Genomic DNA, 16,145 nt, shown 5'->3' with positions numbered 1-16,145 from the left:
CCCCCCCCCCCCCCCCCCCCCCCCCCCCCGCCCCTCACCTCACTTGTAGACGACGACCTTGTCACCGGTGCGCACCTGCGCGAAGAGGGCCGCGATCTTCCCCTCGTCCCGGACGTTCACACATCCGTGCGAGGCTCCGTTGTAGCCCCGGGCCGCGAAGTCCGACGAGTAGTGCACCGCCTGGCCGCCGCTGAAGAACATCGCGTACGGCATGGCCGTGTGGTAGATCGAGGACACGTGGTGGCGCGACTTCCAGTACACGGAGAACGTGCCCTCACGGGTCGGCGTGTACTGCGAGCCGAACCGCACGTCCATGGACGAGACGACCGTGCCGTCGATGATCCAGGACAGCGTGCGGCTGTTCTTGCTGATGCAGAGCACCCGTCCCGTCAGACACCGCTTGTCCGGCTTGGCGGCCGGGCGGGTCGTCGGCGGGTTCAGCTCGGCGGCCGTCGGCTCGTGCGTCATGCTGAGCAGCTTCTGCCAGGTGACGGTGTCCGTCTTCCCGGTCCGCGGCAGACCGCGCTTGCCCTGGAAGGACTGCACGGCGGCCACGGTGACGGTCCCGTAGTAGCCCGTGGGTGTACGGCCGAAATGCCCGATCTGCCGCAACCGTGCCTGGAGTTCGCGCACCTGCCTGCCCTGCGACCCGCTCGCCATCAGGACCTTGCCCTGCGGATCGGCGGGCGGAGTGGTGCGGGTCCCGCTCGGCTCCGGCGACGCCTTGACCGGCTCCTTCGGCTTCGGTTCCGCGCTCGCCGACGGGCTCGCGGAGCCGCCGCCCGGCTTCGCGTCGTCGGTGGGGGAGCTGCTGCCCGCCGGTGCCGAGGGTGCCGCCGACGCACCGGCCGCGGGCTGTTCCCTGCACCCGGCGGTCACCCCGGCCATCGCCACCACGGCCACGACAGCGGCCCCTCGGAGCGCGTAACCGCGCCCGGTCCTGCCCGTGCGTATCATCCCAGCCCCCTGCATCCTCGGGCCCGGCGTCCCCGGCCCCTGAACCCGCGTATCCCATGGGACGGGTTCCCGCTCCGACCGGTTGCCGAATCCTGCACCGCCCATACCGTCGCGCGTCTGTGACGGAGAACGCACCCCTCCGCGCCCATACCCCCGGAATTCCCGCTTCCGGACTGTCGCGGGCGCATGCGAGACTCCGTTCCATGCTGGGTGTCACCGACCTTCCGACCTATCTCGCCGGCCTCGTGCTGATCGTTCTGCTGCCGGGGCCGAATTCGCTGTACGTGCTGTCCGTCGCCGCGCGGCGCGGGGTGCGGACCGGCTACGTGGCGGCGGCCGGGGTGTGGACCGGGGACACCGTGCTGATGACGCTGTCCGCGCTGGGCGCCTCGTCGTTGCTGCAGACGACGCCCGTGCTGTTCGCGATCGTCAAGTACGCGGGCGCGGGCTATCTGACCTGGATGGCGATCGGAATGCTGCGGGCCGCCCTGTCGATGTGGCGCGAGCGGCACCGGCGGGTCGCCGAGATCACCGGGGAGACGCCGGACGAGGCGCAGGCTCCCGGCAGCATGGAGCGGCCGTACCGGCGGGCGCTGGTGGTCAGCCTGTTCAACCCGAAGGCGATCCTCTTCCTGATCTCGTTCTTCGTGCAGTTCGTGGACCCCGGATACGCCTATCCGGCCCTGTCGTTCCTGGTCCTGGGCACCCTGCTCCAGATCGCCAGTTTCCTGTACCTGTCGGCGCTGATCTTCGGCGGCACCCGGCTGTCCGCCGCCTTCCGCCGGCGCCGCCGGCTCTCGGCCGGGGCCACCTCGGCGGCCGGGGTGCTGTTCCTCGGCTTCGCCGCGAAGCTGTCGCTCAGCAGCGTCTGACGGCGCCGCCGAACGCCCTCACTCCGCCCGCAGATACGCCGACGTCGACACGCGGCCCAGCAGCCGCAGCCGCGAACCACCGTCCGCCAGATGCTTGTCCAGGGCCTCCTGGACACCCGGCCACGCCGCGTCGCCGTAGTCGTCCAGCACCACGACACCGCCGGGGGCCACGATCTCCTCGACCCATTCCAGGTCGGCGGCCACCCCCGCCATGGAGTGGTCGCCGTCCACCACGATCACCCCGTACGACCGGTCGCCCGCCTCCGCCCGCACCTCGGGGGCGCTGGAGAAGCCCCGGACGATCCGGGGGTGGTGCGTCGTGCCGCCCCCGGTCAGCGCCAGGTTGGCCCGCACCACGTCCTCCCGTACGGGGGTGCCTGTGGGGTCGGCGCCCTGCGAGGTGCCCGGCTGGAGCTGGGAACCGGCCAGCGGGTCGACGATCGTCAGCTCCGGCTCGACCCCCGCCCGGTGCGTCATCCGGGTCAGCGCGGCGGCGAACAGCCCGTACAGCGTGCCGATCTCCAGGATGCGCCCGTTCGGCGGGGCCAGCAGCGGTACGGTCGCCAGCTTGCCGCACACATTGGACGTCGAGCCCGCGAGCCGGCCCACCCCCAGCGCCTCCAGCGCGACCACCGTGCGGTAGGCGGACACCACACCCCGCCGCGCCGCCGCCCCGTTCCCGGCCAGCGCGCCCACCTCGCGGACCAGCCGGTCGATCTCCTGGACCGAGGGCATCCGGTGCGCGCCGCGCCCGGTCCCGTCGAGCAGCAGCTCCAGGGCATGACGGCCGCGCAGCCCCTCCTCGTACTCCCGCCGCAGGGTCGCGAGTTCGCCCCGCAACGGCCCGGCGGCGCGCTCCACGCGCTGCTGGACGCGGCGGTCGACCAGGGTGGCGGCGGGGCGCAGGGCGCGCCGGGTCAGGCGGTTGTTCAGAAGGGAGACCATGGCTGGGAACGTACGCGCGAGCGCCGGACCGCCCCACCACGCGGAGATGAAGTCTCGGTGTCCTCGCGGGTTCACGGCGCCGTCCTGCGCCGCCGCCCGGTCACCCCCACCGCCACCAGCCCCAGCAGCGCCACGGCCCCCGCGAGGCTCCCCGCCTTCAGCCCCGGCGGCCGGTACGCGCAGTCGAGGACCGGCCGGTCGCCGCTCACCGGGGCCGCGACCAGCCCGAGGTACGAGCCGGCCGGGCGGCCCCCGCAGCTCCACCCGGCGATCCGGGGCGCGGCGAGCACCGCCAGACCCCGCGTGCCCGGGGGCAGTTCGGCGCGCACACCGCTCCCGGTGACCGTCACCCGCGTCGCCCCCGTCCGCTTCAGCCCGGCCACCGCGTCGGCCAGCCGGGCCCGGTCCAGGCAGCCCACGGCCTCGTGCGGGACGGTCCCCGGCCGGGCCACCCGCAACGACACGGCGAGCGCGCCGCCCCCGTCGCCGAGCCTCCGCAGCTCGGCCCGCCGTCCGGGCAGCTCGCCCCGGAAGTCGGCCTCCTCGGCCGCCCCCAGCCGGGCGCGGCCGAACAGGTCCGGCGCCCACATGTACACCTCGCTGCCCGCCGGGCAGGCCGCACGGAGGGTGTACGTGCCGGGCCGCACCGCGTAGTCGTACGCGCCCGCGTCCGGCGCGTCGGTTCCGTCCGCCGCGCGCAGCGAGGTCGCCGGCACCGTGTAGACGGAGGCGCCGAGCAGTCTCTCCTGGTTGCGGAACGGAGAACGCCCGTAGCGCACCGGCTCGTTGTCCGGCCGTACCGTCACCAGCGGCGGCACCTCCGCCCGCGTCACCGTGACCGGGCGGGCGTCCGGGCGGTTCCAGCCCTGGTGCGGGTCGCGTGGCATGTGCACCCGGGCACCGACGGAGAACACCGCGTCGGTCACCGGGCTGTCCAGGTCGTGGAGGGCCCGGCCGTTCGACGTCCAGCCGGCGCCCAGGGCGAGGAAGGTGCGGGTCAGCACGTCCGGGGTGTGGCTGCTGTAGTACGCCCCGCCCTGGCCGCCGACCAGCAGCGGATCGTTCGCCGTGCTCTGCTCCAGACCGGGATCGGTCCGGTAGCGCGGCCAGCCGTCCGCCTCGGCCACCGCCGCCGCCTGAAGGCGCTGCCGCTCGCCCCAGGGCGCGTAGTCGTCCAGCCGGCCCAGCCGCTGCCGGTCGGCGTACGCGGTCGTCGCGGCGGCCTGCCCGGCCTGCGCCCCGACGAGGAGGAGCGCCGCCAGCACGGCGTACCGGCCGCGACGGGCCAGCACCAGGGCGCCCGCCACCGCCACCAGACCCCCCGCGAACAGCGGGTACGTCCACGCGGTGACCAGGGCGCTGGACGCGGCCCCGGCGGCGATCAGCACGAGCACCCCGGCGCCGCCGAGGAGCGCCCGCCGGTCCGGCCAGGCGGAGGCGACCGACAGCCAGGCGGCGATCACCAGGAGCCCGGACAGCACGAACGTCTGGCGGTACGGGCTGCCGTTGGGCGTCGCGAAGGCGTGCCACAGCAGATGCGTCGGCTCCCACTGCAACGACAGCGCGACCCCCGCCACGAGCCCCGCCCACACCAGGCGTTCGGCGCGCGGGACGGCCCGGTGGAAGGCCAGGGCGCCCGCCAGGAGCAGGGCGCCGGTGCCCAGGAACACCGCCGGCGTGAAGAAGCTGTACGTCGCCGGCAGCAGCCGGGCCGCGACGTCGGGCCAGGCGGCCGGGGCGAACGTGCGCGTCCAGCCCGGGTAGGCGTGCCGCGTCCCGAGATACACCGGCACCAGGACGGGCGCGGCGAGCCCTACGCCGAGCAGGACCGTCCGCACCGCCCGCACCAGCCCCCGTACCCGCTCCCGGCGCGTCCCGTCCTCCAGCACCAGACGCACCACCAGCACCAGCGCCGCACCGAGCGTCGCCATGTACGCGGTGTAGAAGTTCGACACCCAGGCCAGTGTCACCAGCAGGGTGCCCAGCACCGGCCGCCGGCCCGTGCGGGCCCACTCGGCGGCCAGGCACAGCAGCGGGAACGCGATCAGCCCGTCCAGCCACATCGGGTTGTACACGGCCTCGATCACCGACCACCCGCACAGCGCGTACGAGGCCCCGAGCACGGCTGCCGCCCACTCCTTGCCCCGTCCCCGCCGCAACGCCGTCAGCAGCCAGGTCATCGCGGCCGCCGCCGCCCCGGTCTTCACCAGCGTGACCGCGTACACGGCCAGGTCGACGCGGTCCCGGGGAAAGACCCCGACGAGCAGGGCGAACGGGCTGCTCAGATACGTACCGAAGTCGGGCAGGAAGCCCGTCCCGAAGCCGGACTGCCAGTTCAGGAACAGCCCGCCGTCGGCGCGGCCGTGCAGCAGGTCCTGGAGGCGCGCGTGGAACGGGACGAACTGATTGCCCAGGTCGTTGACGCTGCGGGTGTGCGGACCGAAGGGGTAGCCGCGGGCCACCGCGTCCCCGGCGCAGACGGTGAGGGCGGCGAGCACGGCGGCCAGGGCGGCGCCCCGGCTGCGCGGGGACCGGATTATCGGGAGTTTCCTCATGGCTCAGCGGGCCGCTGCCCGCTTCAGCGTCCGGGCCCGGCGCGCGATGCGGCGGACCGTCGCGTTGCGCGGGATGAACGTGAGCTGCGCGGGGATGGCCCCGGGCAGCCCGAGCGCGGTCAGCCGTCGCCGCTTGAAGTACCGCCGCACGCTGTCCCGGTGGCCGTTCAGGTAGCGCTCGGCGGCGGGGCGCAGGGGGGCCTGGAGCTGCGGCTGCATCGCGTAGCCGACCGCGCCGACCAGCCCGGCGGCCCCGCTCGCGATCGTCTCGGGCGAGGGCATCGACCAGCCGGCCACCGCTGCCGGGTCGTCCAGGTCGGGGAGCAACGCGTCCACGATGGTCACGGGGATGCGATTGCTGTTCTGGTACGGGCTGAGCTGTTGCAGCAGCGGGCCCGTGCCCAGCCGGGCGACCGGCAGCCCGTAGAACGAGGCGGCGGTCAGCAGGGCGGTGGAGAAGCAGCCGACGACGAGGGCGGGGCGCATCGACTCGAACAGCGTCTCCGCCAGGACCGGGCTGTCCGCGACGGTGAGGGTGGCGCCGAGCCGTACCGCCTCCTCCTCCAGGGCTCGCGTCCAGTGGGCGGGCGCGCTGGGATGCGGCTTGAAGACGATACGGGTATGGCCGAGGGCGACCGCTCCGCGCACCATCCCGGCGTGCATCTCCTCCTCCTGGCGGGGCGTCAGGATGCCCAGCGTGGAGAGGTACTGGCCGAGCAGGAGGGCAGGGGGCGGCCCTTCGCCGGGGACGACGGGGGGCGCGAGCGGATCGGCCAGTTCGCCCAGGACTTTGAGGAACGCGTCCGTCGGGACGACCTCCGGCTCCACGCCGAACTCCGTGAGCAGCAGGGGCTTCAGGCCCGGCACCAGGTCCAGGTGGAGCAGTCGGCGGATGCGGGTGCCGATCAGCTGGTCGAGCCGGCTGCGGGTCGGCCCGTAGCTCATCAGCCCGTCCGCGTACACATGCAGCGGGCTGTCGCCGAAGACCGTTGCCAGCGCCTGCGCGGGGTTGGCCTGGATGGACTCGCAGGCCAGCTCGACCGGTCCGTCGCCGAGGTCCCAGGCCGCGCGCACCGCCCGCTCCCACAACGGGGCGTCCTGCTCCCGGGGCGCCCAGCCGCCCGGGTGGAACGGGCTGATGAAGTCGTTCCAGGAGCGCACCGCGTCGAACTCCGCGGCCAGGGCCTCGAATCCGGGACGCCGATGAAGCGGGGTGCCGAGCTCCGGGGCGGGCGAGGTATCGCTCACGACGAGGACGCGCCGGTGCTCGGAGCGCGGTCCGAACATGCCGGAGCGCAGGGCCGCTACGAGCGTGGCGGCGGCGTACTGCGTGCACGCCGAGAAGATCTGAGTGGTGGCGGGCATCAGGCCGCGACCTCCCGCGACACCGAGCGGCGGCGCACCCGGCGCAGCCGGTCCGCACGGCGCTCACCCAGCGAATTCAGCGTTTCCGCGAGAATGTCCTGGGGCATGCGCCGCAGCGAAGCCGCACTCATCGAGCGCAATTTCCTGGCCACTGCTGGTTCGAACCTTTCGATGGATTCCAAATGGTGCGCCATGACCGCGCAGTACGTACGCACGGCCTTGGGCATCAGCCGGTCCGCCTCCGGATCCAGGGCCGTTTCCTCCAGCACCTGGTCGAACGCGCGGATGAAGTCCAGCTGGCGCACATCGCCGATCTGGGTCAGCGAGGAGGCGACCCCGCGCCGGTAGAAGATCCCGGGCAGCCCGACCGCCGCGAAGGACTCCGCCTCCCGGTGCAGCCGCCAGATCCACGGCCGGTCCTCCGCCGTGCGCAGCCCGTCCCGGAACCGCAGCAGCCCCGAATCCGCGAGCCGGCGGTGATAGGCCCCGGCCCAGGCGTACGCGTAGTCCACCGGCGTCGACCGGTCGGCCGGCAGGATCACCTCGCGCGGGCTGACCACGGTGTTCCGCAGCCCGAACGGGACGCGGTGCACCGTGCGCACCCGGTCGGTGAACTGCACATGGTCCGTACGGACGAAATCGCAGCCCAGGGCCGTGATCGCGGCCAGCAGCCGCTCGTAGTGCCCGGGCGCCGCCCAGTCGTCGCCGTCCAGGAACGTGAGGTATTCGCCGCGCGCCGCGTCGATCCCCGTGTTGCGCGCGGTGGCCAGGCCCCCGTTCCGCTCGTGCGGGACCAGGACGGCACCCGGGAGCTCGCGCTCGGCGCGCCGGAGGATGTCCAGCGTCCCGTCGGACGAGCAGTCGTCCACGAGGATGAATTCGACACCGTCGCGGGCATTGGCCCGCAGACTTCTCAGGGTGTCGGGGGCGTAGGCCCGAACGTTGTAGAACGGCACGATGACGGAGAGCTTGACCACGCGGACCACGCTAGGCGCCGGTCCGGCATTTGCCCTGGCGCCGACGGGTACACCAGGTGAACGAAGAATGTCGGGACAATGAACCGGCCCGGTTCCCCGCTCCGGAACGCCCTTTCCATCAGCTGATTCTCCGGGTGTCGGCGGGCTGTTAACCCGCTGTTGCCGTCACGTTGGGCCGCGAATCCGAATGCCTTCCTAAATTCGGAGACGTGCCACGACGTACCGAAAAGACGACCGCCCTCAGGGCAGCCGTGATCGCCGACTCCGACACCCGGTGGAAGTGGGGCGCGCTCACCGCGCGCCGCCTCACCGCCCCCGTGTCCGGGGCGCCCGCCCAGCGGGCGGAGATCAGCGGGCTGCTGCTGCGCGGCCGGGCGACCCCGACCCCCCGCCAGCTCGCCGAGGTCGGCGACGTGGGGATCCCCGCCGACCGGGTGCGCGAGGTCACCGCCGTCGAATTCCTGCACGCCGTACGGGACGAGGGGTACGACGTCGTCGTCCTCGCCCTCGTCGGCGGCGCGGTGCAGGCCATGCTGCACGGCATCGCCGCACTCCGGCTGCCCACCAGGCCCGTCCTCGTCACCGGCTACGTCGGCGTCGTCTACGAGAAGCTCACCGACGGGCTCCTGCTGCGCCACGGCGCCGACGTCGTCCTCGCCAACTCCCGTCACGACGCGCAGCGTTTCCGTACGGTGTACGAGGGAGTGGGCGCGGACGCCTCGGCCGTCACCGAGGCCGCCCTCCCGTTCCTCGGCGGCGACCCGTACCGCCCCGAACCGGGCCGCGACACCCTGGTGTTCGCCGCCCAGCCCTCCGTACCGGAGAACCGCGCCGACCGGACGTACCTGCTGCGGCGCCTCGTCGAGCACGCCCGGCTGCACCCCGGCCGCGAGGTCCTGCTCAAGCTGCGCTCCAAGCCCGGCGAGCACACCACGCACATCGAGGAGCACCCGTACCAGCGGCTCGCCGAGCGGCTGCCCGGTGGCCTCCCGCCCAACTTCCGCCTGGTGTACGGGCACATGGGCGAGGTCCTGGACCGCACCGACCTCCTCGTCACCGTCTCCTCCACGGCCGCCCTGGAGTCCCTGCACCGCCGCATCCCCACCGCCGTCCTCACCGACCTCGGAGTGCGCGAAGCCCTCGGCAACCACCACTTCACCGGGTCCGGACTGCTCACCTCCTTCGACCACCTGGACGGCGGCGGGCACCCGGAACCCGACCCGGACTGGCTGGCCGGCCAGGGCGTCGCCGCCGACGGCAGCTACCCCACCGCGTACGACACCGCCCGGGCCCGGGTCACCGCACTGCTGGCCCGGGGCCGGCTGCCGGACCCGGCGCCCTACTACACGCCCGCCACCGCCCCCGGCTACCTCCCCGGCATCCTCGCCCGCCACCACCTGGCCCCCGACGGCCGCCCGCTGCCCGGCGCCGCCGCGCCCCGCGAGGCCGGCCGGGTCAGGACGGCGGTGCGCGAGGCGGTCCGGGACGCGGCCCGGGGCGCGTACCGGCACGGCGTCCAGCGCGTCGCCCCGGTCGTCCGGCGGATGGGGGAGCTGTGACCACCGACAAGCCACCTACTGGAGCACCGATGAACCGACCCACCGTGCTCGCCGTCATCCCCGCGCGCGGCGGCTCCAAGGGCGTCCCCGCCAAGAACCTCGCCCGGGTCGGCGGCGTCCCGCTCGTCGCCCGCGCCGTCAACGCCTGCCTGGCCTCCGGCGAGGTCACCGACGTCGTGGTGACGACCGACGCGCCCGCCGTCGCCGAGGCCGCCCGCGCGGCGGCCGAAGCCCTCGGCGAGAGCGGCCGGCTGCACTGCGTACAGCGTCCCGAGGAGATCGCGGGCGACACCGCCACCAGCGAGGCCGCCGTGCTGCACGCCCTCGACGCCTACGAGGCGCTGCGGGGACGCGCCGTCGACGTCGTCCTGCTCGTCCAGTGCACGAGCCCCTTCGTCACCCGCGAGGACATCGACGGGGTCGCCGCCGCCGTCGCCCGCGAGGGCGCCGACACCGCCGTGACCGTCGCCCCCTTCCACGGCTTCCTGTGGCGCGACGGCACCGCGGTCGAGGAGCACAACTACGGCGTCAACCACGACAAGCGGGTCCGCCCGCGCCGCCAGGACCGCCCCGAGGACCTCCTGGAGACGGGCGCCGCCTACGCCATGGACGCCGCCGGCTTCCGCACCCACCGCCACCGCTTCTTCGGCCACACCGCGCTGGTCCGCACCGACCCCGCACGCGTCCTGGAGATCGACGACCCGCACGACCTGGCCCGCGCCCGCGCGCTCGCCCCGCTCCTGGACCCGGCCCCGCTGCCGACCCTGGACGACATCGACGCCGTGGTCCTCGACTTCGACGGCACCCAGACCGACGACCGGGTCCTCGTGGACTCCGACGGCCGGGAGACCGTCGCCGTGCACCGGGGCGACGGGCTCGGCATCGCCGCCCTCCGCAAGGCGGGCGTACCGCTGCTGATCCTGTCCACCGAGCAGAACCCCGTCGTCGCCGCCCGCGCCCACAAGCTGCGCGTGCCCGTCCTGCACGGCGTCGACCGCAAGGACCTCGCGCTCAAGCAGTGGTGCGACGAGCAGTCCCTCGCACCCGAACGCGTCATGTACGTCGGCAACGACGTCAACGACCTCCCCTGCTTCGCGCTCGCCGGCTGGCCCGTGGCCGTCGCGAGCGCCCACGACTCGGTGCGCGCAGCGGCGCGCGCCGTGACGACCACCCCGGGCGGCTCCGGCGCCATCCGCGAGATCGCGGCCTGGCTCCTGGGCCCCACCCTCACCGCAGCCCCCACCGAGTAAGGAACACCCTCATGAGCACCTCCCGCCTGCGCACCCTCGGCAACCGCACCGCCGGACCCGGCAGCCCCGTCTACATCACCGGCGAGATCGGCATCAACCACAACGGCGACCTCGACAACGCCCTCGCGCTGATCGACGTGGCCGCCGAGGCCGGCTGCGACGCCGTCAAGTTCCAGAAGCGCACCCCGGAGATCTGCACCCCGCGTGACCAGTGGGACATCGAGCGCGACACCCCCTGGGGCCGCATGACGTACATCGACTACCGCCACCGCGTCGAGTTCGGCGAGGACGAGTACCGGGCCATCTCCGAGCACTGCGCCGAGCGCGGCATCGACTGGTTCGCCTCCCCGTGGGACACCGAGGCCGTCGCCTTCCTGGAGAAGTTCGACGTCCCCGCCCACAAGGTGGCCTCCGCCTCGCTCACCGACGACGAGCTGCTGCGCACCCTGCGCGCCACCGGCCGCACGGTGATCCTCTCCACCGGCATGTCGACCCCGCGCCAGATCCGGCACGCCGTCGAGGTGCTGGGCTCCGACAACATCCTGCTCTGCCACGCCACCTCCACGTACCCGGCGAAGGCCGAGGAGCTGAACCTGCGGGTCATCCACACCCTCCAGCAGGAGTACCCGAACGTCCCGATCGGCTACAGCGGCCACGAGACGGGCCTCCAGACCACCCTCGCCGCCGTAGCCCTCGGCGCCGCGTTCGTGGAGCGCCACATCACCCTGGACCGCGCCATGTGGGGCTCCGACCAGGCCGCGTCCGTCGAGCCGCAGGGCCTGTCCCGCCTGGTCCGCGACATCCGCACCATCGAGGCGAGTCTCGGCGACGGCGTCAAGAAGGTGTACGAGTCCGAGCTCGGCCCGATGAAGAAGCTCCGCCGGGTCCCGGGCGTCGTGGCGGAGAGCGGCGCGGCGGCCACGGCCGCCGAGCCGGTCGCGGTCTGACGGGCCGGCCGGTGAACCTCGCCTTCGTCGAGAGCCCGGTCCAGCTCCTGAACGTCCTGGAGTGGGCCGTTACCGAGGGAGGCGGCGAGCGCGTCCTCACGGACGTCACCGTCGTCGTCCTCCCCCCGGTCGACCCGATGTCGCGCGGCCAGCTGCGCCGGATGGCGGAGCTGGCCCGCGACGAGGGCATCACCGTGCGCTGGCAGGAGGCGCGCGGCGACTCGGGCACCCCGCTGAAGTCGCTGCGCGCCCTCACCCGGCTCGTCCGCAACGCCGACCACATCGTCATCGGCGACCCCTTCTCGCGCTACGTGCAGCTGCTGCTCTCGCTCGTACGCCCCCGCCGCCTCACCGTGGTCGACGACGGCACCGCCACCATGGAATTCGTCGCCCAGCTCACCCGGGGCGAGCGCCTGGTGCGCTGGCACCGGCGCGGCGGCCTCAGCCCGCGCGAGCTGGCCCTCGCCCCGGTGACGTCCACCGCGCGGCGCAGGTTCACGCCGTCGGCGGCGCGCGAGGTCGAGCTGTTCACCGCCATGCCCGTGATCCCGCCGCCGGGCGTCACCCTCATCCCGAACACCTTCTCCTGGACCCGGTCCCGCTTCGGTCCGCCGTCGCTCACCAAGGGCGCGGACCTGGTCGGCACCTCGCTGGTCGAGACGGGCGTGGTGGACCGGGCCCGCTATCTGGAGGCGGTCGCCGCCCTCGCCCGTACGCACGGCGCCACCCGCTATTTCGCGCACCGCCGTGAGTCCACCGAGAAGCTGCACGCCCTGGAGGCGGTCACCGGCCTGGAGATCGTCCGCCCCGACCTCCCCCTGGAGCTCATCGCCCGCCGCGGCCCCATCGGCCGTACGGTGCTGAGCTTCCCGTCCACCGTGGTGCACACGCTGCCCCTCGCGCTGGCCGGCACCGAGGTGAAGGTCGCGGTCTGCGACATCGCCCCCGAATGGCTCCACGAAACGGCGTCCCCGCGCGCCCAGGGCTTCCTGAGCGGCGTCACGGAGACGGCCCGCGACGTCCACCGGCTGGCGTCCTGGAGTGTGACGGCGGTGGCGCGGGAGGCGTGAGGGTGCGGGGCGACGGCCCTGACGAGGACGGGCGGCTCCGTGTCCGGCAGGTGCTCGACCTCCCCGGTGGGCTCCGGGGGGCCGCCGAGCCACCGCAGGACGACGCGGGTGCCGGGCAGCACCCTCATCAGCGCCTCCCGAAGGCGCCGGCCACGCCGTCCGGCAGCCCGTCGAAGTCGTCGCGGGCGGGGCGGCCGGACCCTGATGCGGTTCCACCTCCGACCCTGGGTACCGCAGGGTCCGGCTCAGGGGCGCTTCAGGGGTGTACCCGATAGCCGTCGGCCCTGCCCGGAATCGATCATCGACGTATGCAGACACGGGAATTGACACGGCTTCAGCACGGCTCCCCCACCACGACCGCTCTCCTCGCGGGCCCGGCCCTGATGGCCGGATACGGCGTGGTGCGGCTCATCGGGCGGGCAGTCGGTGACTACGGGCCAGGGGTGTGGTGGTCGGCGGCGCACCTGCTGTTCCTGGCCGGAGTGCTCGCTTTCGTTCCGGTGTTCCTGGGTCTGCGGCTGCCGGCCGGGGAGCGCGGCGGCAGACGGGCCGGTGTGCGGGTGGCCGCCGGGATCGGGCTGCTGGGGTCGGCGGCGGTGGCGGCGCAGGCCGTGATCGACCTGGTGGTCGGGTTCCTCGCGGCGGACGAGCAGGCGATGAGCGACCTGTTCGAGAAGGTGCAGGGCGTGCCCGGCGTGATGCCGGTCGTCTACACGGTGGTGCCGCTGCTGTTCTGGCTCGGGCTGCTGGCGCTTCTCACGCTGCTCGCGCTCTTCCGCCGGGACGGGGTCCCGGCCCGGTCCCCGCTGCTGGTGCTCGCCGGGACCGTCATGATGGCCGCGAGCCTGGACCTGCTGGCGGTGGGGGCCCTCTGCGTCGGACTGGCGCTGTTCCCGATACGCGGGGCCCTGCGGGACTGAGGGGTTCCAGCCGGTCGCTACGCGGGGTACCCGGTGACGGGACCCCGCGGCCGAGGTGCCGGGGAGCGCGGCAGTTTACCCATCCCGCAGGCGTCCCACACGTTGAGACGCGGCCAAACATTCGCCTGTGTGGCTGAAGTTTTCTTGTTTCATGGTCAGTTGAGGAGGGAACAGGCTTACCCTTCAGAAGGTGAGCCAGTTGATCTGCCCCGAGTCCGAAGCCGGCCCCTCCCGGGACGAGAGCCTGCCCGGCGCACTGCCCGACGCCCTGCGCGCCGAGCTGATCGCCTTCCGCAGAGACCTCCACATGCACCCCGAGCTGGGCAACCAGGAGTTCCGCACCACCGCAGCGATCAAGGCCCGGCTGGAGAAGGCCGGGCTCGCGCCGAAGGTGCTCGCCTCCGGGACCGGGCTCATGTGCGACGTCGGGACGCGCGGGGAGGACACGCGGCCGATGCTCGCGCTCCGGGCCGACATCGACGCGCTGCCCATCCCGGACACCAAGAGCGGCGTGCCGTACCGCTCCACCGTGCCCGACCGCGCGCACGCCTGCGGGCACGACGTCCACACCACCACCGTGCTCGGCGCCGGCCTCGTGCTCGCCGAGCTGGACCGGCAGGGGCTGCTGCCCAACCCGGTGCGGCTGATCTTCCAGCCCGCCGAGGAGGTGCTGCCCGGCGGGGCGCCCGACGCGATCGGGTCCGGGGTCCTGGACGGCGTCGGCCGGATCATCGGCGTCCACTGCGACCCGAAGGTGGACGCCGGACGGATCGGGCTCCGGGTCGGCGCGATCACCTCCGCCTGCGACCGCCTCGAACTGTCCCTGGACGGACCCGGCGGCCACACCGCCCGCCCCCACCTGACCACGGACCTGGTCACCGCCGCGGCCAAGGTCGCCACCGAGGTGCCCGCCCTGCTGGCCCGCCGGGTCGACGCGCGGTCCGGGCTCGCCCTGACATGGGGGCGGCTGGAGACCGGCCACGCCTGCAACGTCATCCCGCAGCACGCGGAGCTCTCCGGCACGGTCCGCTGCCTGGACCTCAAGGCGTGGCGCGAGGCTCCGGACCTGGTGCACGCCGCGATCGACGAGGTCGCCGGGATGCACCGCGCCAAGACGGTGATCAACTACGTCCGGGGCGTACCGCCCGTCGTCAACGAGGCCGCCGCGACCGACCTCCTGGCCGGCGCGATGTCCGCGCGCCGGGGGCCGTGCGCCATCGAGGACACCGAGCAGAGCCTCGGCGGCGAGGACTTCTCCTGGTACCTGGAGCACGTTCCGGGGGCCATGGCGCGCCTCGGGGTCCGCACCCCCGGTGACACCCGCGGTCTCGACCTCCACCGCGGCAACTTCGACGTCGACGAGGAAGCGATCACGGTCGGCGTGGAGCTCTTCACCGCCTCCGCGTTGCTCCACGTCAACCATCCGTAACCGGACAGGTCGCCGCGGGTTCGCGACGATCCGATAACGGCTTCCGTACAGGGCTTTATCTGACATCTACGCGCGTTACGATCGCGGCGAAACCAGCGCCGGAAGAGGCGCTTCGGTCAGGTTTGAAGGAGCCTTCCCTTGCGCCGCGTATCCAAGATCAGCGCCGCGATCGCCGTCACCGCGGCCCTCGCTCTCACCGCCACCGCGTGCGGCGAGTCGTCCGACGAGAGCAGCGGCTCGGGCGACGGCAAGATGAAGATCGGCATGGCCTACGACGTCGGCGGCCGTGGCGACAACTCGTTCAACGACTCCGCCGCGCGCGGCCTGGACAAGGCCAAGGCCGAGTTCGACGCCGAGACGAAGGAGCTCACCGCCAAGACCGGTGAAAGCTCGGCCGACCGCGACCAGCGCCTCCAGTCGCTCGCCGAGGGCGGCTACAACCCGGTCATCGCGATCGGCTTCGCGTACAAGGACGCGGTCGACAAGATCGCGCCCAAGTACCCGAAGATCACCTTCGGCCTGGTCGACTCGGTCTCCGACGTGAAGAACGTCAACAACATCGTCTTCACCGAGGAGCAGGGCTCCTACCTCGCCGGTGTCGCCGCGGCGCTGAAGTCCAAGGACGACAAGGTCGGCTTCATCGGTGGCGTGGACCTCCCGCTGATCAAGAAGTTCGCGGCCGGCTTCCGCCAGGGCGTCATGGACACCAAGCCGAAGGCCACGGTGCAGATCCAGTACCTGTCCACCGGCTCGGACCTGTCCGGCTTCGGCAGCCCCGACAAGGGCAAGGCCGCCGCCAAGGGCATGCTCGACAAGGGCATCGACGTCATCTTCGCCGCCGCGGGCGGCTCGGGCGCCGGCTCGATCGAGGCCGTCGCCGGCAAGAAGGGCGCCTGGTCCATCGGCGTCGACTCCGACCAGGCCAAGGACCCGGCCCTGGCGAAGTACGCGGACACGATCCTGACCTCGGTCGTCAAGAACGTCGACGCCGGCGTCTTCGACCTGGTCAAGTCCGTCAAGGACGGCAAGCCGATCACCGGCACCCAGACGTACTCGCTGGCCAAGGGCGGCGTCAGCCTGACCCCCACGGGTGACCACCTCAAGGACATCCAGACCCAGCTCGACGAGGCGAAGAAGAAGATCGTCGACGGCACCATCACGGTCAAGACCACGACCTGATCCACCGTCGATCGGGGCCCAGGCGGACGGCCTCATGCAGGTGAGGGTCACTTGTCTCGTGTTTGAGGATGTAGCTTGTGGCCCCGAGGTTACGCAGGCGCTCGTACTGGCTCCGGCGCA

13 protein-coding genes are annotated in these 16,145 nt (G+C 73.1%); 8 read left to right on the top strand and 5 right to left on the bottom strand.

The window, feature by feature from the left end:
* Positions 1 to 39 precede the first annotated feature (39 nt).
* The gene (locus tag ACN6LM_RS34590) at positions 40 to 957 is read right to left on the bottom strand and encodes a L,D-transpeptidase family protein (protein WP_445069341.1); all 918 of its coding nucleotides are present in this window, start codon (positions 955 to 957) and stop codon (positions 40 to 42) included.
* Between the two features lie 203 nt (positions 958 to 1,160).
* Between ACN6LM_RS34590 and leuE the strand changes: the two genes are divergently transcribed.
* Complete coding sequence (gene leuE / locus ACN6LM_RS34585) at positions 1,161 to 1,829, top strand: leucine efflux protein LeuE (RefSeq protein ID WP_445069340.1); 669 nt, start codon at positions 1,161 to 1,163, stop codon at positions 1,827 to 1,829.
* Between the two features lie 18 nt (positions 1,830 to 1,847).
* Here the strand turns inward: leuE and ACN6LM_RS34580 are convergent, their stop codons facing one another.
* The 4 genes from ACN6LM_RS34580 to ACN6LM_RS34565 form a co-directional block, all read right to left on the bottom strand.
* On the bottom strand, positions 1,848 to 2,774 hold the full coding sequence (locus ACN6LM_RS34580; RefSeq protein ID WP_445069339.1) for a class I SAM-dependent methyltransferase: 927 nt from the start codon (positions 2,772 to 2,774) through the stop codon (positions 1,848 to 1,850).
* A 71-nt stretch (positions 2,775 to 2,845) separates the two neighbouring features.
* Positions 2,846 to 5,329, bottom strand: a complete 2,484-nt coding sequence (locus ACN6LM_RS34575; protein WP_445069338.1) for a YfhO family protein — start codon at positions 5,327 to 5,329, stop codon at positions 2,846 to 2,848.
* A 3-nt stretch (positions 5,330 to 5,332) separates the two neighbouring features.
* On the bottom strand, positions 5,333 to 6,694 hold the full coding sequence (locus tag ACN6LM_RS34570; RefSeq protein ID WP_445069337.1) for a polysialyltransferase family glycosyltransferase: 1,362 nt from the start codon (positions 6,692 to 6,694) through the stop codon (positions 5,333 to 5,335).
* Positions 6,694 to 7,671, bottom strand: a complete 978-nt coding sequence (locus tag ACN6LM_RS34565) for a glycosyltransferase family 2 protein (protein ID WP_445069336.1) — start codon at positions 7,669 to 7,671, stop codon at positions 6,694 to 6,696. The genes ACN6LM_RS34570 and ACN6LM_RS34565 overlap by 1 nt, the downstream gene beginning before the upstream one ends.
* A gap of 209 nt (positions 7,672 to 7,880) precedes the next feature.
* On the opposite strand from ACN6LM_RS34565, the gene ACN6LM_RS34560 reads away from it, so the two are divergent.
* The 7 genes from ACN6LM_RS34560 to ACN6LM_RS34530 all read left to right on the top strand — a co-directional run bounded on the left by ACN6LM_RS34560 (position 7,881) and on the right by ACN6LM_RS34530 (position 16,025).
* A complete protein-coding gene (locus ACN6LM_RS34560; RefSeq protein ID WP_445069335.1) occupies positions 7,881 to 9,230 on the top strand; it encodes a DUF6716 putative glycosyltransferase in 1,350 nt (449 codons plus the stop codon).
* Between the two features lie 29 nt (positions 9,231 to 9,259).
* Positions 9,260 to 10,480 carry a cytidylyltransferase domain-containing protein gene (locus ACN6LM_RS34555; protein WP_445069334.1) on the top strand — a complete coding sequence of 407 codons (1,221 nt, stop codon included), beginning with the start codon at positions 9,260 to 9,262 and terminating at the stop codon, positions 10,478 to 10,480.
* Between the two features lie 11 nt (positions 10,481 to 10,491).
* Positions 10,492 to 11,427, top strand: a complete 936-nt coding sequence (locus ACN6LM_RS34550; RefSeq protein ID WP_445069333.1) for an N-acetylneuraminate synthase family protein — start codon at positions 10,492 to 10,494, stop codon at positions 11,425 to 11,427.
* A gap of 11 nt (positions 11,428 to 11,438) precedes the next feature.
* Positions 11,439 to 12,497 (top strand): hypothetical protein, encoded by a 1,059-nt coding sequence (locus ACN6LM_RS34545; RefSeq protein WP_445069332.1) that lies wholly within the window; start codon positions 11,439 to 11,441, stop codon positions 12,495 to 12,497.
* 308 nt (positions 12,498 to 12,805) lie between these two features.
* Complete coding sequence (locus ACN6LM_RS34540) at positions 12,806 to 13,417, top strand: hypothetical protein (protein WP_445069331.1); 612 nt, start codon at positions 12,806 to 12,808, stop codon at positions 13,415 to 13,417.
* Between the two features lie 199 nt (positions 13,418 to 13,616).
* Positions 13,617 to 14,846 (top strand): amidohydrolase, encoded by a 1,230-nt coding sequence (locus ACN6LM_RS34535; RefSeq protein ID WP_445069342.1) that lies wholly within the window; start codon positions 13,617 to 13,619, stop codon positions 14,844 to 14,846.
* 138 nt (positions 14,847 to 14,984) lie between these two features.
* Positions 14,985 to 16,025, top strand: a complete 1,041-nt coding sequence (locus ACN6LM_RS34530) for a BMP family lipoprotein (protein WP_445069330.1) — start codon at positions 14,985 to 14,987, stop codon at positions 16,023 to 16,025.
* The last annotated feature ends 120 nt before the right edge of the window (positions 16,026 to 16,145 follow it).

It is taken from the genome of Streptomyces sp. SAS_281 (genome assembly GCF_052542855.1).
Note: the sequence above shows the minus strand (reverse complement) of the source record. Positions and strands in the feature narration are given on the sequence as shown.